Annotated in this window: 20 protein-coding genes; 4 read left to right on the top strand and 16 right to left on the bottom strand. The window is 70.1% G+C overall.

Annotated features, from left to right (window positions below; translation table 11 throughout):
* Positions 1-4: 4 nt before the first annotated feature.
* From LR948_RS16440 to LR948_RS16380, 13 genes are all read right to left on the bottom strand, one after another.
* Positions 5-1,423 (bottom strand): MBOAT family protein, encoded by a 1,419-nt coding sequence (locus tag LR948_RS16440; protein ID WP_232755175.1) that lies wholly within the window; start codon positions 1,421-1,423, stop codon positions 5-7.
* Positions 1,423-2,793, bottom strand: coding sequence for a right-handed parallel beta-helix repeat-containing protein (locus LR948_RS16435; protein WP_232755174.1), 1,371 nt, complete (start codon positions 2,791-2,793; stop codon positions 1,423-1,425). The genes LR948_RS16440 and LR948_RS16435 overlap by 1 nt, the downstream gene beginning before the upstream one ends.
* Positions 2,786-4,225, bottom strand: coding sequence for a sugar phosphate nucleotidyltransferase (locus LR948_RS16430; RefSeq protein WP_232755173.1), 1,440 nt, complete (start codon positions 4,223-4,225; stop codon positions 2,786-2,788). The genes LR948_RS16435 and LR948_RS16430 overlap by 8 nt, the downstream gene beginning before the upstream one ends.
* Entirely contained in the window at positions 4,222-5,409 is a 1,188-nt protein-coding gene (locus LR948_RS16425) for a hypothetical protein (RefSeq protein WP_232755172.1), read from the bottom strand. The genes LR948_RS16430 and LR948_RS16425 overlap by 4 nt, the downstream gene beginning before the upstream one ends.
* A gap of 23 nt (positions 5,410-5,432) precedes the next feature.
* Entirely contained in the window at positions 5,433-6,896 is a 1,464-nt protein-coding gene (locus LR948_RS16420; RefSeq protein ID WP_232755171.1) for a glycosyltransferase, read from the bottom strand.
* A 4-nt stretch (positions 6,897-6,900) separates the two neighbouring features.
* Positions 6,901-8,220, bottom strand: a complete 1,320-nt coding sequence (locus LR948_RS16415; RefSeq protein WP_232755170.1) for a nucleotide sugar dehydrogenase — start codon at positions 8,218-8,220, stop codon at positions 6,901-6,903.
* A gap of 582 nt (positions 8,221-8,802) precedes the next feature.
* Entirely contained in the window at positions 8,803-9,435 is a 633-nt protein-coding gene (locus LR948_RS16410) for a response regulator transcription factor (RefSeq protein WP_232755169.1), read from the bottom strand.
* Between the two features lie 12 nt (positions 9,436-9,447).
* Positions 9,448-10,092, bottom strand: a complete 645-nt coding sequence (locus LR948_RS16405) for a response regulator transcription factor (RefSeq protein WP_232755168.1) — start codon at positions 10,090-10,092, stop codon at positions 9,448-9,450.
* Positions 10,093-10,534: 442 nt separating this feature from the next.
* Entirely contained in the window at positions 10,535-10,912 is a 378-nt protein-coding gene (locus LR948_RS16400; protein WP_232755167.1) for a hypothetical protein, read from the bottom strand.
* Positions 10,913-10,920: 8 nt separating this feature from the next.
* Positions 10,921-11,691 (bottom strand): DUF6478 family protein, encoded by a 771-nt coding sequence (locus LR948_RS16395; protein WP_232755166.1) that lies wholly within the window; start codon positions 11,689-11,691, stop codon positions 10,921-10,923.
* 88 nt (positions 11,692-11,779) lie between these two features.
* Complete coding sequence (locus tag LR948_RS16390; RefSeq protein WP_232755165.1) at positions 11,780-12,478, bottom strand: dihydroxy-acid dehydratase; 699 nt, start codon at positions 12,476-12,478, stop codon at positions 11,780-11,782.
* Complete coding sequence (ilvD, locus tag LR948_RS16385; protein WP_232755164.1) at positions 12,478-14,241, bottom strand: dihydroxy-acid dehydratase; 1,764 nt, start codon at positions 14,239-14,241, stop codon at positions 12,478-12,480. The genes LR948_RS16390 and ilvD overlap by 1 nt, the downstream gene beginning before the upstream one ends.
* A 1,032-nt stretch (positions 14,242-15,273) precedes the next feature.
* Positions 15,274-15,891 carry an HAD family hydrolase gene (locus tag LR948_RS16380; RefSeq protein WP_232755163.1) on the bottom strand — a complete coding sequence of 206 codons (618 nt, stop codon included), beginning with the start codon at positions 15,889-15,891 and terminating at the stop codon, positions 15,274-15,276.
* Between the two features lie 104 nt (positions 15,892-15,995).
* Here LR948_RS16380 and LR948_RS16375 point away from each other — a divergent pair, with 104 nt between their 5' ends.
* From LR948_RS16375 to LR948_RS16360, 4 genes are all read left to right on the top strand, one after another.
* A complete protein-coding gene (locus tag LR948_RS16375; RefSeq protein WP_232755162.1) occupies positions 15,996-16,940 on the top strand; it encodes a fatty acid desaturase family protein in 945 nt (314 codons plus the stop codon).
* Entirely contained in the window at positions 16,937-17,815 is an 879-nt protein-coding gene (locus LR948_RS16370; protein ID WP_232755161.1) for a CPBP family intramembrane glutamic endopeptidase, read from the top strand. Before LR948_RS16375 ends, LR948_RS16370 begins: the two co-directional genes overlap by 4 nt.
* Before the next feature lie 84 nt (positions 17,816-17,899).
* A complete protein-coding gene (gene accD / locus LR948_RS16365; RefSeq protein WP_232755160.1) occupies positions 17,900-18,850 on the top strand; it encodes an acetyl-CoA carboxylase, carboxyltransferase subunit beta in 951 nt (316 codons plus the stop codon).
* On the top strand, positions 18,847-20,121 hold the full coding sequence (locus LR948_RS16360; RefSeq protein ID WP_232755159.1) for a folylpolyglutamate synthase/dihydrofolate synthase family protein: 1,275 nt from the start codon (positions 18,847-18,849) through the stop codon (positions 20,119-20,121). Before accD ends, LR948_RS16360 begins: the two co-directional genes overlap by 4 nt.
* An 871-nt stretch (positions 20,122-20,992) precedes the next feature.
* On the opposite strand, the gene zapE is transcribed toward LR948_RS16360, so the two are convergent.
* Genes zapE through parA form a run of 3 tightly spaced genes read right to left on the bottom strand, consistent with a single transcriptional unit; the run spans position 20,993 to position 23,576 of the window.
* On the bottom strand, positions 20,993-22,057 hold the full coding sequence (zapE, locus tag LR948_RS16355) for a cell division protein ZapE (protein ID WP_232755158.1): 1,065 nt from the start codon (positions 22,055-22,057) through the stop codon (positions 20,993-20,995).
* Entirely contained in the window at positions 22,050-22,892 is an 843-nt protein-coding gene (locus tag LR948_RS16350) for a DUF6206 family protein (protein ID WP_232755157.1), read from the bottom strand. Before LR948_RS16350 ends, zapE begins: the two co-directional genes overlap by 8 nt.
* Before the next feature lie 42 nt (positions 22,893-22,934).
* Positions 22,935-23,576: a ParA family partition ATPase gene (gene parA, locus LR948_RS16345; protein WP_232755156.1), complete on the bottom strand. Its 642-nt coding sequence runs from the start codon at positions 23,574-23,576 to the stop codon at positions 22,935-22,937.
* Positions 23,577-23,633 lie beyond the last annotated feature (57 nt).

Here is a 23,633-nt window from a genome sequence, read left to right as displayed (position 1 = left end):
GGCCTCAGAACTGGAAGTAGAGGAAAGGAGAGAAGCTCTGCTCGGCGAGCTTCATCAGCGTCAGCGCGGCCAGCCCCGAGACCAGGACCGAGGGCGCGAGCGCGCTGGCAAGCGTCAGCGTCCCGTCGGCGCGGGGCATCAGCCGGCGGTGCACGAGCCCGCGCAACGCGGGCTCGATCAGCACCACCCCCGCGGCCAGCGCGGTGAAGAGCAGGCTCTCGCCGCTGATCTCGAAAGCGGCGACGGGGCTCAGCGCCAGGCCATGCGCGCCCGCCATGCCGGCCAGCACCTGCCCCGCGGTGCCGAGGTCCGGCGCGCGGAAGAGAACCCAGCCGAAGAGCACCACGAGCAGCGTGCGCACCAGAGGCGCGAGGCCCGCGGCGCGGTCGCGGCCCGTGGCCCGTTCGCCGGCCATCCACAGCCCGTGCCAGGCGCCCCAGAGGACAAAGGTCCAGGCCGCCCCGTGCCAGAGCCCGCCCAGCACCATGACCGCCACGACGTTGACATAGGTGCGCAGGCGCCCCCGCCGGTTGCCGCCGAGCGGAATGTACAAGTAGTCGCGCAGCCAGACCGAGAGCGAGATGTGCCAACGCCGCCAGAACTCGGTGATCGAACGGGCGTGATAGGGCAGATCGAAGTTCTCGATGAAGCGGAAGCCCATCATCCGGCCGAGGCCGATGGCCATGTCCGAATAGCCCGAGAAGTCGAAGTAGAGCTGCAGCATGTAGGCCACTGCCCCGGCCCAGGCGAGCGCCATGGAGGGGTTCTGCGTGGCGAAGGCCAGGTCCGCCAGCGGCGCCACCGCATCGGCCAGAAGCACCTTCTTCGACAGCCCGATGAAGAAGCGGATCATCCCGCTGGTGACATTCTCCATCGAGTGGTGGCGTTCGCGGAACTGGTCGGCCAGGTCCTTGTAGCGCAGGATCGGCCCGGCGATGAGCTGCGGGAACAGCGCGATGAAGGCCGCGAAATCCAGAAGCCGCACGTCCTCGGGCGCGTCGCCGCGATAGGTGTCGACCAGGTAGCTGACCGACTGGAAGACGTAGAAGGAAATGCCGATCGGCAGCAGGATCTGCCAATGCATGCCCAGCGCCTCGGGCGTGGTGCCGAAGAGCCCCGCGAGGCTCGCCACGAAGAAATCGAGGTATTTGAAGAGCCCCAGCACCCCCAGGCAGCCGGTCACGCCCAGCGCGCACCAAAACTTGCGGGCCCGGCCCTCGGTATGGCGGATCATCCGGCCGATGCCGAAGGCCCAGAGCGTCGTGCCGACGAGCAGCGCCAGGAAATCCAGCCGCCACCAGGCGTAGAAGACGTAAGACCCCGCCAGCAGCGTCGCCGATTTCCAGCGCCAGGGCGTCAGGAAATAGAGCGCCAGGAAGCCCGGCAGGAAAAGGAACAGGAAGGTTTCGGAGGAAAAGACCATCAGATTGCCCCCCCGGAACGGCAGGCCTCGAAGGCCCGGTCGGCGGCGTCGCGGCGCAGCGCCAGCGCCTCGCGGGCGGCGAGCCCCTCGACGATGACATCGGCCCGCGCGGGCCCCGCGCCGGCCTTCAGGACGGTCGGCGTGAGCTGGTCGAGATCGCCGCCCAGGAGCCGCGGCAGCTGGTCGGAAAGGTCGTTCATCGCCAGCCGCACATGGGTCATCTCGGAGCCGCGGATGCCGACGCGGTTGCCCGCCACCCGGTTGCGGATCAGGAGCGCGCTGGCGCCCGGCGCCTGGCGGTGCAGCGCGATGCCGGGGCCGTCGTTGTCGAGGATGCGGTTGCCCTCGGCGATCAGCGTGCCGCCGCCGCGCAAGGCGAGGCCCGCGCCGTCGTTGCGGGTGATGCGGTTGTCGCTCAGCCGCAGGCAGTCGGCGCGTTCGGCCAGTGTGACCGCGGTGCCCTCGAAGTCGGCCAGCGTGTTGCCGCTGAGCGCGACGCCATGCGCGCCGTTGTCGACGCGCAGCCCCTTGCCGCCGCCGCGGCGCAGGGTGTTGTCGCGGACCTCGCTGCGCGAGACATCCGAAAGGTGCAGCGCCTGGGCGCCATGGGTGCCGAGGATCTCGTTCCCGGCGATCACGCCCTCGGCGCCGGTGCGGACATGCAGCGCGGTGCCGGTGCTGGCCTGGAAGCGGTTCTCGGTGATCTTGAAACCGTCGACGCCGCTGAGCGTGACGCCGCGCAGGCCGAGGAAACGGTTGCCGCTGAGCGCGCCCGCCTCGCCGCGCCCGAGCATCCCGCGCCCGCCGATGTGCAGGCCCGCCGCATGGGGCGCGTCGCCGTAGCCCAGATGCGCGATCTCGCTGTCACGGACGGCGAGGCTCTGGCGCCCGACGCCCGCGATGAAAGGCCGGAAGCCGTCGATCTTGGGATGCGCGCCGCCCTGCGCCGCGATCCGCGCGCCGGTGATGCGCGTCTCGCCGAGCGACAGCAGGAAGGCCCCGGCGCGGCGGTCGAGGGTCAGCTCCTCTCCCTCGGAGATGCTGAGCTCGGCGCCCTGGACGACGACCACCGGCAGGCTCAGCCGGTAGCCCGCGCCGCGGGTGGTCACCGCCTCGGGGGCGCCTGCCTCTTCGGTGGCGCGGTCGAGGTCGGCCAGCGTCGCCGCGCCGGACTGCAGGTAGATCGCGCGCTCGGGCCCGGCCTCCACGAGGTCCGAGACATCCGCCCCGATCCCGGTGGCCAGCTGCATCACCGCGAGCCGCGCGTTGGCGATGGAGACCTGCGGCGCGGCCGCCTCCTGTCCGGCCGCCATGGCCGGCAGGAGCGCCGCGGAAGCGCAGGCCAGGATATGGCGCAGCGCCTTAGGCAAGGGCCCGGCTCCTTTTTCCGCCCGGAAGTTCCGCCTGCGCCGCCACCGGCTCCTCGGCCTTCTCCGAAGGGGAGCCAGCCGATGCGCAGAGATCGACACGCACCAGCGCCAGCGGCTCGGGGCCCTCGTTGGCGACCCGCAGCGCCTCGCCCGGGGCGAGGGTGACATGTTCGCCGGCCTGGCGCTCACCCGCGGCCCGCGCCGGGCCCTCGATCGAGGCGCAGCCGGCGGTCACCGCCAGCACCAGGCTGGCGCCCGGCTCGGCGCAGAGCTCCAGGCTCTCGCCCGGGGCCAGATGTTCCTCGGCGACCCGGTCGGTGGCGCTGTCCGAGGCAGGCGCGGCCTCGGCATGGGTCAGCACCTCGCTCCGGTCGCGCTTTTTCAGCTCGCCCACGGCCTCTTTCACCTTCTGGGCGTTCTCGTGGTTGGTCACCAGGAGCGCGTCGGGCGTGTCCACGACGATCACGTCCTCCATGCCGACCACGGCGACAAGCTTGTCGCTGGCGCGGATCAGCGAATTGCGGGTGTCGAGCGTGACCACCGAGCCGGTCTCGACGTTGCCGTCGTCGGACTTCTCGCCCAGGCTGTGGATCGCGGGCCAGGCGCCGACGTCGCTCCAGAGCACGTCGACCGGCACCACGCTCACCCGGTCGGACTTCTCGAAGATCAGCCGTTCGGTCGGGTCGTCCTTGGCGCGGGCGAAGCTCTCGGCCTCGAGCACCTGGCCGTCGCGGTCGCGGCTGCCCAGCAGGACGGCCTCCTGCACCGCGGTCAGGGTCTCGGGGTCGTGGCGGGCGAACTCCTCGATCAGAACGTCGGCGCGCATCATGCTGATGCCCGAGGACCAGAAGGTATCGCCCTGGTCGACCAGCTGCTGCGCGCGCTCGGCCTCGGGTTTCTCGATGAAGCCCTCGACCGCGTGCAGCCCGGGGTGTTCGGGGTATTCCGCGCCCGAGCTGATGTAGCCGAAGCCGGTCTCGGGGTAGCGCGGCACGATGCCGAAAAGCACGATATGCCCGGCCCGCGCGGGCGCCACCATGGCGCGCACATAGGCGTCCATGTCGCCTTCGATGATATGGTCCGAGGGCAGCACCAGCAGCAGCGCCTGCGGATCGCGGGCATAGAGCGAGAGCGCGGCGGCCAGCACCGCGGGACCGGTGTTGCGGCCGACCGGCTCGCCGATGAAGCGCGCCTCGGCGCCGATCCCGGAGACCTGGTCGAAGAGCAGCTCGCGCTCGGCCTCGGAGGCCACCACGATCGGGGCCTCGAACAGGGCGGAGGTGTGCCGCAGCACGGTTTCCTGGAAGAAGCTGCGCCCGTCCGCGCCGTCGATCGGCTGGAACTGCTTGGGCTGGCGCACCCGGGACATCGGCCAGAGGCGTGTCCCCATGCCCCCCGAGAGAATGACCGGATTCACGAGGTTATGTGTCATTGGATGTCTCCTTGGGGTTCGTCGGCCGCGGCCGAAGGGGTGTCGGCCGTGCCGGCCAGAAGCGCCTCGGCGCCATCGCTCGCGCCGGTCCAGAGCGCGGCTGCGCCCGACAGGGCGCGCGCGCCGAGGTCCTGCAGAGGGGCCAGCGGCGCCAGGGCGTCATGCGAGACGCTGAGCGCCGCGACCTGGCCCATGGCGCTTTCGGGCAAGTCGGTCTCAGGGGTGAAGGTCGCGTGGACGTGGTCCTCGGCCATGGTGCCCGGCGCGATGCGCGGGGCGCCCTCGGGGCGGGCCTCGAAGGACAGCCCGTTGGCCAGCTCGACCTCGACCGCGCCGCTGCGCTGGATGTCGAACAAGAGCGCGCTGGGGATGTCGGCCTCGACCACCATGCCGCCTTCGGCGCGGCGCAGCGCGATCAGCGGCTCGCCGGCGAGGACCGTGCTGCCCTCGGCGATGTTCAGCGGCCGGGCCGCGCAGTCGCAGGGCTTGGCGAAAGAGAGGGTCTCGCCGTCCGAGGTGTCGATGCTGTAGAGCACCTCGCCCTGGGCGGCCTCGGGGTTGAGGAAGGCGATCTGCCCGTCGGCGGTGGCGCGCATCGCCTGGCCGCTCGGCAGCACCCGGCCTGGCGTGTCGATCGAAGTGGTGAAGATGCGCTCCTGCATCAGGGTCAGGATCAGCCCGATCAGCGCCAGCGAGAACACCGCCACGGCGAGCCCCGCCAGGGCGCTGCCCAGCCGGTCGCCGAACCCGCGCGCCGGCGGCGGCGCCTTGGGCCCGCGCGGCTGGGTCAGCGCGCCGCTGCGAATGAGCGCCCCGGCGCTGGTCAGATCGCCCGAGATATAGTCGTTCAGGATCTGCCTGAGCTGCGCCTGATGCTCGCCGGTGGGATCGGTGAAGACCAGCGCGGCGCTGGCGTCGTCCTGCAGGGTGATCCGCGCGGTGGGCGTCAGCACCACCTGGAAGCCGGGAAAGTCGAAGCCCAGGCGCACCACCCGTTCGGCACCGTCGAGCGCCGGGTCGACAAGCCCCGAAATCCGGGCCTCGACCAGCGACAGCGCCTCGCCCTTGTGGTGGCGCCCGTCGATCAGGACGCTGAAGGGCAGGTCGATCATCGGGTGTTCGTTGCCGTCATGGACCTGCGCGGGATGCGCGTGGGCCTGCGGGAATTGAGGGGATGAGGTCATGGAATACTCTTGGGCAGGAAGGGTCAGAGAAGGCCGGTGAGAAACAGCGCCCCGATGGCCAGCCAGCCGAAGGCCAGCGCGTGCATCCCGGTCGAGGAGGCGGCTTTCACCCGCTCGCGGAAGGCCGGGCGGGCGCCGCCGCCCGAGGCGCTCTGGCGGGTCCATTTCTGCCGGTCGAGCCGGAAGAGCGCGTAGCTCTTCACGCTCGCCCCGACGATCTGGCCGAAATACAGAAGCGGCGGGAAGACGATCGGGAAATAGCCCGGCCGGAACAGCGACAGCGCGGCGCAATAGACGTAGCGGGTGAACATGATCCAGGCGAGATAGGCGGGCAGCACCGCCGGCGTCGCGAGAAGCGCCGTGGCGATCACCGCCAGCGGCCCGGCCAGCGTGGTCCAGATCGAGAGCCGCTGGTCGACGATCGACCACCAGGTGAAAAGCCCGATCCGCCAGGGCCCCAGCGCCATGGCCCGCCCGTTGGTCCGCAGCATGTTGCCGAACCAGCGCTTCATCAGCGCCACGGCGCTTTCGACGAAGCCGGGCTTGGGCTGCTCCTCCATGCTCAGCGAATGCAGGTCGGGCAGATAGGTCATCCGGTAGCCCCGGCTCAGGAGCCAGTACCAGGTGGACTTGTCATCCCCGGTCAGGAAGCGGATGCGCCCGAGCCGCCAGTGGTCGATCTGGTCGGATTGCACCTGGGCGATGAAGCTCGGATCGGTCGCGAGATCGGCCCGGAAGACCGACATCCGCCCGGTCAGCGTCAGCACCCGCCCGCCGAAGGCCATGGAGGACATCATCATCTGGCGCTGGGTGAAGCGCAGCTCGAACCAGTCGCGGAAGAGCGGCGTCTCCTCGATCTCGACCTGTTCGTCGGTGGTCAGCGCGCCGACCCGCGAATCGGTGAAGAAAGGCGCCGAGCGCGCGACGATGTCCTCTGGCACGCAGCTGTCGCCGTCGACGAAGACCAGCACGTCCCGCGGACTCGGCGCCTCGCGCTGCAGGAGCCGGAGCGAGCGCGCGATGGCGTCGCGCTTGCCCGATCCGGGGATCTGGTCGATCACAAGCTTGACGCCGGGCATCTGCGGTTTCCTGGCCTCGAAGAGGTCGCGGATGATCCTCAGGTCGGCCCCTTCGACCACCGAGGCGACGATGGTGGCGCCCCCCGGAGAGGCCGCCGCCGCCTCGAAGATCGAGGCGTAGACCCGGGCGGTGACCCGGGGCTCGATCTTGAAGGTGGTGACCATGAAATAGCCATGCGCGGGCACCGCGCGGCGGGCATAGGCCGCCTCGGCGCGGCGCCGCTGCCGGGGGTAGCGCCAGTGGATATAGGCCAGGGCGCGGCTGAAGTTGATCGCCCCCCAGCTGTAGCGCCAGGCCCCGATCGCGCCGAGCGTCAGGATCGCGCCTTCCGCGCCGGAGAAGCTCCGGTCGTGGACGGCCAGCGCGATCGCCGCGCAGAGGGCTATATAGGCCAGGTGTCCGAGCATGGGGTTACCAGCAGATGCCCTGGTAGGTCGCGTCGGACATCATGCCGGGCTCGATCCGCGTCAGGTCGACGACCCGGCGGCTGCCGATGCTGTCGCGGATGCGGGCCTCGACCTCGGGGTAGCGGTTGCCGACCACGATGACCTCGGAACCCTCGATCAGCGCGTCGATGTCGGTCTGCATCCGGTCGCTCAACTCCGGCACCACGGCGTTGCCGCGGCCGACGGCGGTCGGATCCATCTCGAAGGCGGTCGAGACATAGGGGTCGTAGATCTGCACCTCCTGGCCGGTCTCGATGAGCCGCGCCGCGAGATCCGCCAAGGGGCTCTCGCGCAGGTCGTCGGTGCCCGACTTGAAGGACACCCCGACGAGGCCCACGGCCTTCTTCGAAGCCGCCCGGACCAGCCCTTCCGCGCGGGCGATCTGCCCGTCGTTGGCGGTCAGCACCGCGTCCAGAAGCGGCGTCGGTACCCGGCGGTCGGCGGCGACATGGCGCAGCGCGCGCACGTCCTTGGGCAGGCAGGAGCCGCCGAAGGCAAAGCCCGGCCGCAGGAAGGCCGGCGACATGGCGACCTTGCGGTCCGAACAGAGGATCTGCATGACCCGCTGCCCGTCGAGGTCGTTGGCCTTGGCGATATTGCCGATCTCGTTGGCAAAGCTGATCTTCATCGCGCGCCAGGAGTTGGAGGTGTATTTCACCATCTCCGCGGTGCGCAGGTCGACGCGGTTGATCTCGCAGGGCAGATGCTCGTTCAGCCCCGAGAGCAGCGCCTCGGTCTTGGTGTCGAGGCTGCCGAAGACGATCAGCCCCGGGTCGTCGTAATCCTTGATCGCGGTGCTCTCGCGCAGGAACTCGGGGAAGTAGCCGACGCCGAAGTCGCGCGCGGCGATCTTGCCCGAGGCGGCCTCGATCGTGGGGATGCAGACCTCTTCCATGGTGCCCGGCACAATGGTCGAGCGCATCACGACCGAGTGGAACTCGGATTTCTGCGCCAGGGCGCGGCCGATGTGCTCGCAGACCGAGACCACGTATTTCAGCCCGACGGCGCCATCTGCGTCCGAGGGGGTGCCGACGCAAACAAAGGAGGCCTCGGTGGAGGCCACCGCCGCCTCGGCATCGGTGGTGGCGCGCAGGGCGCCGCTGGCGACGGTCTCGGCCACGAGCGTGTCGAGCCCGGCCTCGACAATCGGCGGCCTGCCGGCGTTGAGCGCCGAGACCTTCTCCGCGTCGACGTCGACGGCGATGACCTCATGCCCATCCCGGGCGAGGCAGGCGGCCGAGACGACGCCGACATATCCGATGCCGAAGACGCTGATCCTAGCCATGTCTATCCCTTTCTGCCCCGCGGCCCGGGGCCTTGTGCGATTCTGTCTCCGGCGCGCCGCCCTGCTGGCGGCCGCCGGGTTCGGGGCGGGGGATAGAGGCTTTGGATCGGGAGCTTCAGTCGGGAGGACTACGCAGTCGGGTCGGGCGTTCGCCCCCGGCCTGCGTGGTATTCCCGAGAGCTGGTGGGGCGGCGCCCCACCCCGGGGGTTTTGGGGGCGTCGCTGCGGTGGGTAAGAGGCGCGGAGGATGCGTGCAGAGACCGCTGGCGCGCGGGCTCAAGGCCCTCAACCCCGTCAAACCAGAGCTGTCGGAGGAATGGCAAAGAGCGGCTGAGGCTGCGGCAAAGTCCTGCCGATCCAGCTCGTGCCACGCGGCTCTCCAGCGGTCTTTGCTAAAGCGGTCTCACACGGCCCGCGCCCGGCCCACACCAAGCGGCTCTCGACAGGCACGGGCCAAGTGACTGTCGTTGTGTCCCTGACGAACGGCGCGCGCTTGGCTTTCGTCCCACGCCCTGCGCCCTGCGCCCGACCCCGACCTTGGCCCCGCGCTCCGGGCTCAACACCCGCGCCGCAGCACCCCCCCTACAGCAGCCAGCCCCGCGCCGCCGCCATGCGCACCAGCTCGGGCTTGCTGGCGATCTCCAGCTTCTGCATCGCCCGGGCGCGGTGGGTGTCCACGGTCTTGGGGCTCAGCTCCAGCGCCTCGGCGATGGCGCGGTTGGCATGGCCGAGCGCCGCCATGCGCAGGATCGTCTCCTCGCGCTCGGTCACGTCGCGCCCGGCGGTGCGCGCGATCTGCCCGCGCGCCAGCCCCCGGCCCACCGACTTGTGCACGAAGGTGCCGCCCTCGCAGACCACCCGCACCGAGCGCGCCAGCGCCTTGGCGTCCACGGTCTTCGGCAGCACGCCGCGAAAGCCCATCTCGACGCAGTAGCGCGCCAGCTCCACCGTCGGGCGGGTGGCATAGGCGATGAGCCGCACCCCCGGCACCGCCGCGCGCAGCGCCGCGACCAGGGGCTTCAGCGGATGCGCCAGGAGCGGGTCGAGCAGCACCACGTCGGGCCGCGCGCCGCAAAGCCCCGCCTGCGTGACCGGCGCCTCGGCGCCGACCTCGTGGCCCTCGGGCCCGAGCGTGTCGCGCAAAAGCCCGGCCAGGGCCTGGGCCAGGATCGGGTTCTCCTCGGCGACGACGATCTTCGCGGCGGCTCTCGGCATGAAAGGCGTCCTTCAGAACCAGGCGTTCTGCATGGCGAAGCTGTGCAGCGAGGAGCGGTTGGCCAGCCCCAGCTTCTCCATGGCGCGGTACTTGTGGGTCTCCACCGTCCGCGCGGAGATCGAGAAGAGCCGCCCGATGTGCTTGCAGCTCTGCCCGCGCGCCACTTCGACCAGCACCTCGCGCTCCCGCGCGGTCAGATCGCCGGTGCCGGAGAGCGTCAGCGCCTCGGTGGGCGCGCCCGGGTCGCCGAAGGCGCCGTCGACGTAGATGCCGCCCAAAAGCACGCTTTCCACCGCGCTGGCGAAATGCTCGAGGCTCTCGCTCCGCGCGATGACACCCGAATAGCCCGCCTCGAGGCAGGCCGCCGCGGTGCTCGCCGCCGAGGGCGGCAGGAAGGCCAGGGTCTCATGCGGGCCGAGCTGTTCGGTCAGCGCCGCGCGCAGCCGGTCGGGGGACTGGCCGCAATGCGCGGGGTCGCAGATCACCATGTCGGGCCCCTGCCCCATGCCCCGCGGCGGCAGGGCCTTCTGGCCCACATGGGCCTCGGCGGAACAGTCCGGCAGCGCGTCCAACCGCTCTGCGAGGGTGGTCGCAAGGATCAGGCTGGTGTCGATCACCAGGATCCGCACCGCGGTGTCGGTCGTGGGGGCCTGCATGTAGGTCCTTTATTGGTCGTTTCACGGGACAATTCGTCACCGAGGCAAGCCCGCTGCGCGCGCGCGAGTTCCAAAGAAATTCATATTTTTGAAAATCACGTTAGGTAACCGCAGAAACCCGCCCAAACCGCCGCCCGCCGCCGCGCAAATCCGCCGAAAATAGCGCCCCTCGATCACACCTCCGTGCCACCAGCACACCGTCCCCCATCAGAGCGCCCGCACCCCAACAAGCGCCCCCCCGCAGCTTCAGCTTGGCAAAAATACCTCGGGGGTGAATGCGGGCCCAAAGGCCCGCTGAGGGGGCAGAGCCCCCCGGTCCGGGGCGCCAAAGGCGGCCCGGACCCGCCCGCAGCGCCTGCCAAGGCGCCAAGGGCCAGACCTGCCCCCGCGCCGCTCAAGGCGCGGGGACCGCCAAATCAGCCGCCCGGGCTAACCCCGCCCTTCACCCCGTTTCGGTGCAATGCCGCCGGAAGGCGCGTTTCAGCATGTCGAGCTCGGCGCGCAACAGGTCGACCTCGGCGCGGATGTCCTCGGCCAGGGGCTCATCGCCGATCATCGTGAAGGAGCCGAGCCGGGCGCCGCTCGCGGCCTCGGTGATCAGGAAGGTCATCACCCCGTCGCCCAGCGCCTCGGGCGGCACCGGCACCTCTAGCGCCCAGCGGCCGGGCCTGTCGGTGGGGCTCAGGACCGCGCCGCGCAGGGGCGCGTCGAAAAGCGAGACCTGCACCTCGGGGGCCGGCGCATCGGCGGGCTCGGCGGCGATCTCGCCCTGCCAGCGTCCGTCCTTGAAGCGGGTCTTGGTCAGCGTATAGGCGGCCATGGCATCCCTCAGAGTTCGGCGCGCGGGCGGCGCGAGAAGGTCAGGTCGCGCAGCACCACCTGGTTCATTTCCGGCCCCTCGAAGATGATGTCGAGCCAGAGCTTCTCCACCCGCTTCTCGTTGAGCTTGGTATAGGCCAGGTCGAACTCCACCGCGACCTCGGGGGCCCCGAGCGGCAGCTCGCGCACCAGCTGTTCGGTGTTCGGCCCGTGCTTGATGTTGAGCCGGGCGAAGATCTCGATCGGGCGCTCCATCTCGATCACGCTCTCGAGCCGGATCAGGTGGCGGCGCTTCAACCCCTTGGCGACCTCGCGCGGCAGCTCGAGCGCCAGCGACAGGTAGGAGCCGTCGAAGCGGAAGACATCCATGCGCAGCCCCTGCGGCGCGAGGTCGGCCTCGCGGCGGTTGCGCAGCTGGCGCAGGGTCACCTCGGAGCGGGCGCAATCGTGGAAAAGCCGCGCCTCGCGGCCGAGCGCGGTGCCGCTTTCCACCGCCGCGGCGCCGGGGGCCGGCAGCGGCGCGGTCCAGATCTCGGGGCGCCAGGCCCAGTCGGCGTCATGCGGGCGCGGGAAGGACTGGCTGCCGAGCGGCGGCAGCGCCAGCCGGCTGTCGGCCACGAAAAGCAGATCATCGAGCGCCCGGCGCAGCTTCTGCGCCTCGCCGCGCTGGCGGCGCAGCCGTGCGAGGTCGGCCCGGGGCGCGCGCCGCGCCATGCGCTTCAGGCGGCGCAGTGCGCCGCGCTGGAACAACCCTTCAAGAAAGCCCTGCCGCCCCGCCATGTCACTGCCTGTCGCTCTGCCCGCAATCCGGCACCTCTGCGCCGGTTCATCATCCTATGACAGAAAGTCGGGCTTTGACAAAGCCCGCTCAGCCCGGCGGGGTGGCGCTGCCGCTGGCCGAGACCGGGATCTCGCGGCGCGGGCTGGCGCGGCGGATGCGTTCGGCGGTGATCGAGAGCAGCTCGGCGCCCGCGTCGCGGGTCAGCCCGCTGTCGGCGGGGGCATAGACCGCAAGGCCGACAAGCCGCGCGCCCTGCAGGAAGGCGCCGCGCCAGTAGCCCGGGCTGCCGCCGGGCAGGAGCTCCTGGCCGCCCTCTTCGAGGTAGACAAATGTGGTCGCCTCGTCGCTGCGCGCCTCGAGCACCGAGGCGCCGGACAGCTCGGCCAGGGTCTCGACGCTGGGCTGGACCGGGGTTTCCTCTTCCGGGCCGACCGAGACAGTGATGATCGCGGGCGTCACCTCGGGGCCGGTCTTCCCGCCCGAGAGGATGTTGCAGCTGGCCAGCATGGCAAAGCCGCCGCGGCGGCCGCTCTCGACCGTCTCGGGGTCGATGCAATAGCCCGGCGGGCCGGCGACGATGATCTCGCCGTCGGCGAGCGGGGCGGCCTCGATCAGCCGCGCGCCGCCGTCGGGCTGCGCCAGTGCCGAGGCCCCGCCCGAGGAGCCGGGCGAGGCGAAGTCCGACAGGAAGCCGCGCGCGGGCACGAGCTCGCCTTCGGGTGAGACCTCGCAGCCCGCGAGCACCGGAAGACAGAGCGAAAGGAGAACCGCGCGCGTTCTGGTCATCAGATATCCATATAGACGTGTTTTTCCTTGGCGCCGCCCGGATGGGTCACGGCGCCCTTGTAGGTCGCGCCCACGAGCTGGGCGAATTTCCACAGCGCGCCCGAGGCGTAGATCGTGTCCTTCGGACCGGCCCAATCGGCGCGGCGCTTGTCCAGCTCCTCCTGGGAGAGGTCGACCGACAGCTCGCCCGAGACCGCGTCGATGGTGATCATGTCGCCGTTCTTCAGAAGCGCGATGGGCCCGCCGTGGGCGGCCTCGGGGCCGACGTGGCCGACGCAGAAGCCGCGGGTCGCGCCGGAGAAGCGGCCGTCGGTGATCAGCGCCACCTTCTTGCCCATGCCCTGGCCCGAGAGCGCCGCGGTGGTGGCCAGCATCTCGCGCATGCCGGGGCCGCCGGCGGGGCCCTCGTTGCGGATCACGATGACCTCGCCCTCGGCGTATTCGCGGTTCTTGACGCCTTCGAAAGCCTCTTCCTCGCATTCGTAGACGCGCGCCGGGCCGGTGAAGACCTGGTCCTCGGCGGCGATGCCCGCGACCTTCACTATGGCGCCCTCGGGGGCGAGGTTGCCCTTGAGGCCAACCACGCCGCCGGTCTTGGTGATCGGCGTCTCGATGCTGTGGATCACCCGGCCGTCGGCCTCGCGGGTGGTGCGGTCGAGCTCTTCGCCGATCGAGCGGCCCGAGGCGGTGATGCAATCCTCGTGGATCAGCCCCGCCTTGCGCAGCTCCTTCATCACCACCGGCAGGCCGCCGGCCTCGTAGAGGTCCTTGGCGACGAACTGCCCGCCGGGCTTGAGGTCGACGAAGTAAGGCGTGTCGCGGAAGATCTCGCAGACGTCGTCGAGGTAGAACTCGATGCCCGCCTCATGGGCGATGGCCGGCAGGTGCAGCCCGGCATTGGTCGAACCGCCGGTGCAGGCCACCACGCGGGCGGCGTTCTCCAGCGCCTCGCGGGTGACGATGTCGCGCGCGCGGATGTTCTTCTCGATCAGGTCCATGACCGCCTGGCCCGAGGCCTCGCCATACTGGTCGCGGCTCTCGTAGGGGGCGGGCATACCCGAGGAGTTGAAGAGCGCCAGCCCGATCGCCTCGGAGACGCAGGCCATGGTGTTGGCGGTGAACTGGCCGCCGCAGGCGCCCGCCGAGGGGCAGGCCACGCGCTCGAGCACGTCGAGCGCGGCGTCGGAAAGCTGGCCGTTCTGGTGCCGGCCGACGGCCTCGAACATGTCCTGCACGGTCAGGTCGCGGCTGGCGAAATCCTCGGGGATGTCGGCCCTGGCGGGCGCCTTGCCCGGCAGGATCGAGCCGCCGTAGATGAAGACCGAGGGCACGTTCAGCCGCACCATGGCCATCATCATGCCCGGCAGCGACTTGTCGCAGCCCGCGAGCCCCACGAGCGCGTCGTAGCAATGCCCGCGCATGGTCAGCTCGACGGTGTCGGCGATGGCCTCGCGCGAGGCCAGCGAGGAGCGCATGCCCTCGTGGCCCATGGCGATGCCGTCGGTGACGGTGATGGTGGTGAACTCGCGCGGGCTGCCCGCGGCCGCCTTGACGCCGAGCTTCACCGCCTGGGCCTGCCGCGAAAGCGCGATGTTGCAGGGCGCGGCCTCGTTCCAGCAGGTCGCCACGCCGACCAGCGGCTGGTGGATCTCCTCTTCGGACATCCCCATGGCGTAGTAATAGGACCGGTGCGGCGCGCGCGCCGGCCCCTCGGTGACGTGACGGCTGGGCAGTTTGGTTTTGTCGAAGGCGCGCTTCAGCATGGCTTCCTCCCGCGGGGCTCGTGCGATTGTTCGATCCCGCATACAAAAGCCCCTGTGGCTTCACAAGAAAGAAGGCTCAGCGCTGCCATGCGCGGGAGCATGGCGCGGCGCGGGCGCAGGGGCCAGCGGATCGGGAGCGTTGGGCGGGGTGTCGGCCACATCCTGCCGAGAGGAGGGGGCTTGGGGGCGGTTGGTGGGCTCGGCGGAGGGGGATTCAGGGGCGCGGGCGGACCGCGGCGTCTTGGCGAAAGGTCGGTGCGTCGTGCCGAGGTCGACAGCATCCCCCCACCACCCTCTCACCCCTTCCAGACAGAGGGCGCGCGCCGGACCGGGGGCCGGCGCTGCCGACCTCTGAGCTACGCGCTTTATCCCAGCAAGGTCAGGGCTAGAGGTGATCTATTTGCTTCGCCCACAAGAGCGCCGGCCCAAGGGGCCGGTCCGGCGCGCGCCCGGCATCTTCGATGCTATTCGGGCGAAAGGAGGGCACTTTGGCTCCAGCGTGGCATCTTCCGTGTTGGTCGGGCGCTTTTGGTCCCGGCGCTGCATCTTCGTTGCTGTTCGGACGCAAGCGGGCGCTTCGGCCTAAACGTGGCGTCCAACTGAGCAGTCTGATCAACGTGCTGTCGCCGACGACCTCGCCACGACCCTCTCCACCAGCTCAACAGAGGGCGCGCGCCGGACCGGGGGCCGGCGCTTCTGACCTTTGAGCTACGCGCTTTATCCCAACAAGGTCAGGGCTAGGTGTGAGCTTAGCACACCGCCTGAAGGAGCGCCGGCCCAAGGGGCCGGTCCGGCGCGCGCCCGGCACCTTCGGTGCTATTCGGGCGCAAGGAGGGCACAGACACGACGGGATGTGCTCGGATTAGATGTAAGGAGGGAGCAAACTCGACGGAATTTGCTCTGGAGGTGGGAAGTGCAGGGAAACTTGAGTGTCGCTGTTGCGCAGACTTGGCTTCGGACGGACTGGGCAGCCCGGAGGTGACCCGGTGACCCGAAGCCCCACACAAGCGCCCCACACCCTACCACAACCACTCACCCCAACCCCAACCGCCGGTCCAGCGCCTCCCCCGCCCCGGCGCGGTAGTGGAATACCTGCCACCCGCGCGCGCTCGCGGCCTCGAGGTTCTCCTCGGTGTCGTCGACCAGCAGGATCCGCCCGGGCGGCACCTCGGTCTCGCGCTCCAGGATCGCGAAGAACTCCGCGAAGGGCTTGCGCACCCCCATCCGCCCCGAGGAGAACATCCCGTCGATCAGCGGGCCGAAGCCCATCTCCTCCTCGATGTAGCGGCAGCGGCGGTCCTCGTTGTTGGTGGCGATCACCTGGCGCAGCCCGCGCGCCCTCAAAGCCTTCAGCCGCGCCTGCATTGCCGGATCGGTGTTGGCGTCGCGCTCGAACCAGTAGCGCAGGATGGCGTCGGGGCCGGGGGCGTAGCCCACCTCCTCGGTCCAGCCTGCCACCGCCTCGCGCAGGTCGCGGCGGCCGGCGACCACCGCCTCGAAGACCTCGCCCGAGAGATGCCGCGTCAGCGAGGACACCGGATGCCCGATCTCCGCCTCGAAGTGGCGCGCCCAGAGGTGGCGCCCCTCGTGGATGTTGTCGTTCAACACGCCGTCGAAGTCCCAGGCGATGAGGGCGAGATCCTGTGCCATCACCGCCAAGCTAGGCCCCGCGCGCCCCTTTGCCCATAGGACGTGGCGTCCCGCTTGACCGGGGCCGGGCGCGGGGCGCAGAATGAGAACCAAGGGAGAACGACATGACACCCGGCAAGGCCTTTCTGACATCCGAGGAGATCCGCAGCCTCTCGGCCCGATCGGATCTCTGGGGGATGTGGCTTGTCGGCCATTGCTGGGGGGTGATCCTCCTGGCGCTGGGGCTCTTCGCGCTCTGGCCGAACCCACTGAACTTCCTGATCGCGGTGATCGTGATCGGCTCGCGACAGCTCGGCCTCGCGATCCTGATGCATGAGGCGGCCCATAACGCGCTCTTCCGCACCAAGGCCTGGAACGAGTTTGCCGGCGAATGGCTCTGCGGGCGGCCGATCATCGCCGACCTGCCGGAATACCGGCACTACCACCTGACCCACCACCGCCACACCCAGACCGAGCGCGACCCCGACCTGCGGCTCTCCAAGCCCTTCCCGACCACCCGCGCCTCGCTGATGCGGAAGTTCTTCCGCGACATCACCGGCCAGACCGGCATCAAGCAGCGCGCCCAGCAGATCATGTTCGCCTTCAAGATGGCCGGCGAGGTCGAGGGCACGCCCTCCTCGCAGGACCTCGCGCAGGCCTTCTCGGGGCCGGTGATCGGGCGGGCGGTGCTGGCCAACCTGGCGCTCTTCGCGCTGTTCTGGGCCGTCTCGGGGCTCTGGTGGGCCTGGCTCGCCTTCTGGCTCCTGCCGCTCCTGACCTGGTTCCAGCTGGTGCTACGCATCCGCAACATCGCCGAACACGGCGCGGTGGAGTTCTCCGACGACCCGCTACGCAACACCCGGACGACGCTGGCCAACCCGCTCGAGCGGCTGCTGGTTGCGCCCTACTGGGTGAACTACCATCTCGAACACCACCTGGTGATGCACATCCCGGCGCATAACCTGCCGAAGCTGCACGCCCTGATGATCGAGAAGGGACACGGGAGCACGATGACCACCGCGCCGAACTACCTTTCCGTCCTGGCCCGCGCCTCGTCGCGCCCCGCATGAGCTACGCCCCCTACGGCCCCCGCATCGCGGAGGCCCGGACCAAGCCCGCTCTCTGGCGGCTCCTGGCCGGGCTGGCGCTGGCGCTCATCGTCTCGCTGGCGCTGAGCCAGGCGCTCCTGTTCGGGGCGGTGCGCATCGGCGGCGAGGAGCTTCTGCCCGGCATCATCGGCGGCACCACGCCAGCGGGGCTGATCCTGGTGCTTTCCGGCATGGGCACGCTGACGCTCGGCACGCTGGCGGCGACGCATTTGCTGCACGGGCGCGGGCTGCGCACGCTGATCGGGCCCTACGGGCTGGCGCTGCGCCAGGCGGGCCGGGTCTTCGGCGCGCTGGTGGTGCTGCAGGCGCTGCTCCTGGGGCTGATGAGCTGGGGCTTCGAGGGCGCGCTGATCCAGCAGAGGGCGCTGGGGATCTGGCTGGCACTCCTGCCGCTGGGGCTGCTCGCGGTGCTGATCCAGACCAGCGCCGAGGAGATCCTCTTCCGCGGCTACATCCAGGGCCAGCTCGCGGCGCGCTTTTCCCATCCCGCGCTCTGGATCCTGCCGCAGGCGGCGCTTTTCGCCGCCGGGCATTACACCGCCGGGACCTTCGGGTCGAACGCCCTGGGGATCGCGCTCTGGGCCGGGGTCTTCGGGCTGATCGCCGGGGACCTGACCGCGCGCTCGGGCACGCTGGGCCCCGCCATGGCGCTGCATTTCGTCAACAACGCCATGGTGATCCTGGTGATCTCCATGGACGGGATGCTCTCGGGCCTGTCGCTCTACACGCTGCCCTTCTCGCCCGGGGACGAGACCGAGGTCGCCCGCGCCATGCCGCTGGAGTTCGGCGGCCTGCTGGTGAGCTGGCTCGCCGCGCGGGTCGCGCTCAGGCGATAGGCGCCCGCATTCCCCCGCGTGATTGCATTTCGCCCCGCCCCGGAATAAGTCGGGCCTCGACCTAGGCAGCGCCGGAAAGACCGCATGAACTGGATCACCAACTACGTTCGTCCGCGCATCAACTCGATCTTCTCGCGGCGCGAGATTCCAGAGAACCTCTGGACCAAGTGCGAGTCCTGCGGGACGATGCTGTTCCACCGTGAGCTGACCGACAGCCTCTATGTCTGCTCGAACTGCAGCCACCACATGCAGATCACCCCGCGGGCGCGCTTCACCGCGCTCTTCGACGGCGGGATCTTCTCGGAGGTGACGGTGCCCGAGCCGGTCGCCGACCCGCTGCATTTCCGCGACCAGAAGAAATACCCCGACCGGCTGAAGTCGGCGCAGCGCTCCACCGGCGAGAAAGAGGCCATGCTGGTCGCCGCCGGCGAGATCGGCCGCACCCCGGTGGTGGCCGCCGCGCAGGACTTCAGCTTCATGGGCGGCTCCATGGGCATGTATGTCGGCAATGCGATCATCGCCGCCGCCGAAGAGGCCCTGCGCCTGCACCGTCCGCTGGTGCTGTTCTCCGCCGCGGGCGGCGCGCGGATGCAGGAGGGCATCCTGTCGCTCATGCAGATGCCGCGCACCACGGTCGCGATCCAGATGCTGCGCGAGGCGGGGCTGCCCTATATCGTCGTGCTGACCCATCCCACCACCGGCGGGGTGACGGCCTCCTACGCGATGCTGGGCGACGTGCAGATCGCCGAGCCCAACGCGCTGATCTGCTTCGCGGGCCCGCGGGTGATCGAACAGACCATCCGCGAGAAGCTGCCCGAGGGCTTCCAGCGCGCGGAATACCTGCTCGAGCACGGGATGCTCGACCGGGTGACCGACCGCCGCGAGCTGCGCGAGGAACTGGTGGTGATCCTGCGCATCCTGATGCAGTCGCCGCCGGCGGTCTGGGGCGATCTGCCCGCCCCCGCCGAGCCCGTCGTCGAGGATCAGGGCGCGGAGGCCCCCGAGCCCCCCGCGGGCGAGTCCTCCAAGGAATGAGCGGGGCCGCCTCGGACCACATCCTCGAGCGGATGATGGCCCTGCACCCCAAGTATATCGACCTCACGCTCGACCGGGTCTGGCGGCTTCTGGAAAAGCTCGGGCACCCCGAGCGCGACCTGCCGCCGGTGATCCACCTCGCGGGCACCAACGGCAAGGGCTCGACCCAGGCGATGATCCGCGCCGGGCTCGAGGCCGGGGGCGCGCGGGTGCATGCCTATACCTCGCCGCATCTGGCGCGCTTTCACGAGCGCATCCGCCTGGCCGGGGCGCTGATCTCGGAGCCCGACCTCGCCGCGCTCCTCGACGAGGTCTATGCGGTCAACGGCCCCGACCCGATCACCTATTTCGAGATCACGACCTGCGCCGCGCTGCTGGCTTTCGCGCGCAGCCCCGCGGATTACCTGCTGCTCGAGACCGGGCTCGGCGGGCGGCTCGACGCGACCAATGTGGTCGCGCGCCCGGCGCTGACGGTGATCACCCCGATTGCCATGGACCACGAGGCCTACCTCGGCGACACGCTGACCAAGATCGCGGGCGAGAAGGCCGGCATCCTGAAGCGCGGCGTGCCGGTGGTCGTCGGCCCGCAGGAGGAGGCCGCGCTCGAGGTGATCGAGGCCCGCGCGGCCCGGCTCGGCGCCGAGGTCATCGCCGCGGGCCAGCACTGGCATGTGACCGAGGAGCACGGCCGGCTGGTCTTCCAGGACGAGCGCGGGCTGCTCGACCTGCCGCGCCCGGTGCTGCCCGGGCGGCACCAGTTCGACAACGCCGGGGCCGCGCTGGCCGCGCTTCGGCACCTGGGCCGCGGTGAGGCCGCCTGCGAGGCTGCCGTGACCCGCGCCGAATGGCCCGCGCGGATGCAGCGGCTGCGCGACGGCCCGCTCGTCGCGGCCGCCGGGGGCGCCGAGCTCTGGCTCGACGGCGGGCACAACCCGGCCGCCGGGGCCGCGCTGGCCGCGCATCTGGGCGATCTGCCGGAGCGGCCGACCTATCTCTTGTGCGGGATGCTCAACACCAAGGATGTGACCGGCTTCCTGCGCGCCTTCGCGGGCCAGGTTCGCGGGCTCGTCGCGGTGGACATCCCCGGAGAGGCCAACACCCTGCCCGCCGAGGAGACCGCCGCCCGCGCCCGCGACGCCGGGCTCGAGGCCGAGACGGCTTCCGATGTGCTTGCGGCGCTGGCCGCGATCACCGCCCGCAGCCCCGGCGCCCGGGTGCTGATCTGCGGCTCGCTCTACCTCGCCGGCCGCATCCTGCGCGAGAACGGCTGACCCGCAACAAGTTGTCGGGTCGGATTTCTGCGAAACCATAGCTTGGCGGCAACACTATATATTGACGGCTCTGTGCAAAGCCCGCTATGATTCGGGCAACATCTTGCCGAACAATACAACCAGGGGACGGCACGAGGGGACATCGCCCAGGCGATCGCGGCCTCGCGCGACGGAAGGACTCCGTCTCGCGCCCGCGGGGACAGCGCCCGGGCCACGCGACAAAACAGGCAGTTCAAGGCCGGATCGAGCAGAGAACAATAGGGGTCCTTCGGGGCCCCTTTTTTTGTGTTTGTTTGGTGGAGTGTTGAGAGGTGTTGGGGCGCGTGAGTGAGGTGGGTGTGTGGGCGGTCGGTTTTTCTTGGTGGCGCTTGGCGGGTGCTGGGGTCGAGGCGCACGCGTGAAGCGCGCGGGGGGTGCCGGGGTCGAGACGCACGCGTGAAGCGCGCGTGGCGGGCTAACGGCCGGGCCGCACCCGGATGGAACGCACCCCGACACACTGATCAACTCGACAGCGCATGAGGCCACCGCCTCGCGACGCCGCCACACCCAATAGAAACAGCCAAATCCCGCGCCCTTGCCCCCTCTCAACAAGCCCCAACAAAGGGCGCGCGCCGGACCGGGGGCCGGCGCTGCCGACCTCTGAGCTATGCGCTTTATCCACGCAAGGTCAGGACAAGCTGCAAGCTAAACGCACCACCCCAAGGAGCGCCGGCCCAAGGGGCCGGTCCGGCGCGCGCCCGGCACCTTCGGTGCTGTTCGGGCGCAAGTGGGGCGCATTGGTCCAAACCCGGCACTTTCGGTGTTGTCCGGGCGCAAGAAGAGGCGCGGGTGGTGAGGGTCGTGCGCCAAGGCAAAGTGGCAGAAGCCCCCTCTACCTCTCCTGCCCCCAATCCGCGGACTGCATCTCTCGCAGCCGGCTCGCGGTGCGCTCGAACTCGAAAGCCCCCGGACCCTCGACGTAAAGATACTCGGGCTCCGCCGCCGCCGAGACGATCAACCGCGTCCCGGCCTCGTAAAGCGTGTCGATCAGCGTCACGAAGCGCTTCGCCTCGTTGAAGTTCGACCGGCCGAGCTGCGGCACGTTCTCGAGGATCAGGACCCGCAGGCTCTCGGCCAGCTTGAGGTAATCCGCGGGCCCGAGCGGCTTGCCGCAAAGCTCGTAGAAGGGCACCCGCGCGGCGCCGCCGGCGTAGCGCGGCAGGGTGATCTGGCGACCCTTGACCGAGAGCACCAGCTCCTCCTCTTGGCCCCCGGAGAGCCGCTCCCAGAGCGCATCCAGCGCGACGCGGGCCTCGGCATTGGCGGGGGTGAAATAGGTCTCGGTCCCGGCCAGCCGGTCCTGGCGGTAGTCCTTGGCGGCGGAAAGCTCGTGCACCACCATCCGCTCTTTCAGAAGCGCGATGAAGGGCAGGAAGAGTTGCCGGTTCAGCCCGTCCTTGTAAAGATCATCCGGCACCCGGTTCGAGGTGGTGACCACCACGCAGCCGGCCTCGAAGAGCTGCTCGAAAAGCCGCCCCACGATCATCGCGTCGGCGATGTCGGTGATCTGCATCTCGTCGAAGGCAAAGACCTTCACGCTGTCCGAGACCGCCTTGGCGACCGGCTTGATCGGATCCTCGGTGCCGGCCTGGCGCTCGCGGTGCACGGCCTCCTGCACCTCCTGCATGAAGGCGTGGAAATGCACCCGGCGGGTCGGCACCTCGAGGCTTTCCACGAAAAGGTCCATGAGCATCGACTTGCCGCGCCCGACCCCGCCCCAGATGTAAAGCCCCTCGGGCGGCGGCGGCGCCTTGCGGAAAAGCCCGCGCTTCTTCGGCGCGTTCAGCGCCTTTGCGATACGGTCGAACTCGGGCAGGACGGCGCGCTGCGCGGGGTCGGCCTCGAGCCGTCCTTCCGCGATCCGCGCCTCGTAAAGCGCCGTCAGCGGGTCAGACATTCGGTTCGCCCTGCAGCCCCAGGAGCTTGCGGAAGCCGGTCCAATAGCCGGGCAGCTGCGGCGGGCCGTCGAGCCCCTCGATCGCAGCCTCGGCCCAGGGCGCCATATGCGAGCGCGCGAAGCCGCGCCCCCAGTCGAGGTAGTCGTCGGCATATTCCGGGCGCAGCCGGCAGGCCGAACCGACAAGCCCCACCAGCGTCTCGGGCGGCGAATACCATTCGTCCTGGATGCCGGTCACGGTGGACTGCAGGAAAGGCCCGACAAGCCGCATGATGCGCTTTTCCGAGAACTGCAGCAGCAGCTTGCCCATCTCGTCGCGGTTGTAGTGGATCAGCGGCGGGAAGGTGTCGAAGAAGATCGCGCGGCCGTCGCGGATCGCGAAGTTGCGGATCGAGGGGTGAAAGCCGACGCGGGTCTCGAGCCCCTCGGCCTTGGCCCAGAAGCCGGCGATGACCTCGCCCGCGGCCTGCATCATGTCGAGCGTCGCCTGCTTGCCGTCGTCGCGCATCCGCGGCCGCATCAGGCTGTCGAGCGGCAGCGCCTCCTGCACGATGACCGGGGTCTCCTTGCCGGAGAGCTCGACGAGGTGGAACTCGGTCTCGGGCAGCGGCACGTCGCAGTCGGTCAGCACCCGGACGTAATCCTCGTGCGCCTGGGCGAGCTTGGCCAGCTCGGCGCGGCTGGCGGCCCCGCGGTAGACCTTGATCACCCGGTCCGAGAAGGGCCCCGAGGGCGGCTGGAAGGGCGCGCAGAAATAGCCCAGCCGGGATATCGTCCGGCCCCGCGTGGCGGCATCGGAGGTGATCAGATCGGCAAGGGCGGCAAGGTCGGTCATGGCGTCTCCGGGCGCGGGTCGGACATCCTCTGCCCTCGGGGTCTACCCGGTTGCGAGCCGCTCTGCCACCTCTTGTGCAAGCGCCTCGACCTCGGCGCGGGCCGGCGTCTTGCGGCCCTCGGCGCCCGAGAGCCCCTTGCCCATGGCCTCGGCGTAGATGGTGCGGTTGGCGATCTGGCTCGCCGCGATCGCGGCCTCGAGCCGGGCCGCGGCCTCGCTCACCTCGCCGGCGAGCCGGGTGCGGGCGCGGGTGCGGTTCATCACCACCAGCGCGTCCTTCTCCTCGCGGCGTGCAAGGTCGAGCACGCCCTCGGTGGCCCAGAGATCGACATGGCTCATGGCCACCGGCACGACCACGAGGTCGGCCACCCGCAGCGCCGGGCGCAGGTCGCTGTCGGCCTTGGGCGGGGTGTCGACGATGACCACGTCGCATTCCGAGGAGAGCTTGCGGGTCTCATAGGTGATCCCCCAGGCCGAAGAGGTCGCGAAATCGAGCCCCACCGTGGCGTCGGGATGGTCCTCGACCCGGGTCATGAACCAGCGCCCGAGGCTGCCCTGCGGGTCGGTGTCGACCAGCGCCACGGTCTTGCCCTGGCGCAGGAAGCCGACCGCGAGATTGGCGGCCAGCGTGGTCTTGCCGGAGCCGCCCTTCTGCTGCGCGACGGTGATGATCGAGCCGGCCATGCGAATCGCCCTCCTGTTGATCCGCGAGGGAGTTTGCACCTGCAGCATAGGAATGGC

The organism is Roseivivax sp. GX 12232 (genome assembly GCF_021272185.1).
Taxonomy (GTDB): domain Bacteria; phylum Pseudomonadota; class Alphaproteobacteria; order Rhodobacterales; family Rhodobacteraceae; genus Roseivivax.
Note: the sequence above shows the minus strand (reverse complement) of the source record. Positions and strands in the feature narration are given on the sequence as shown.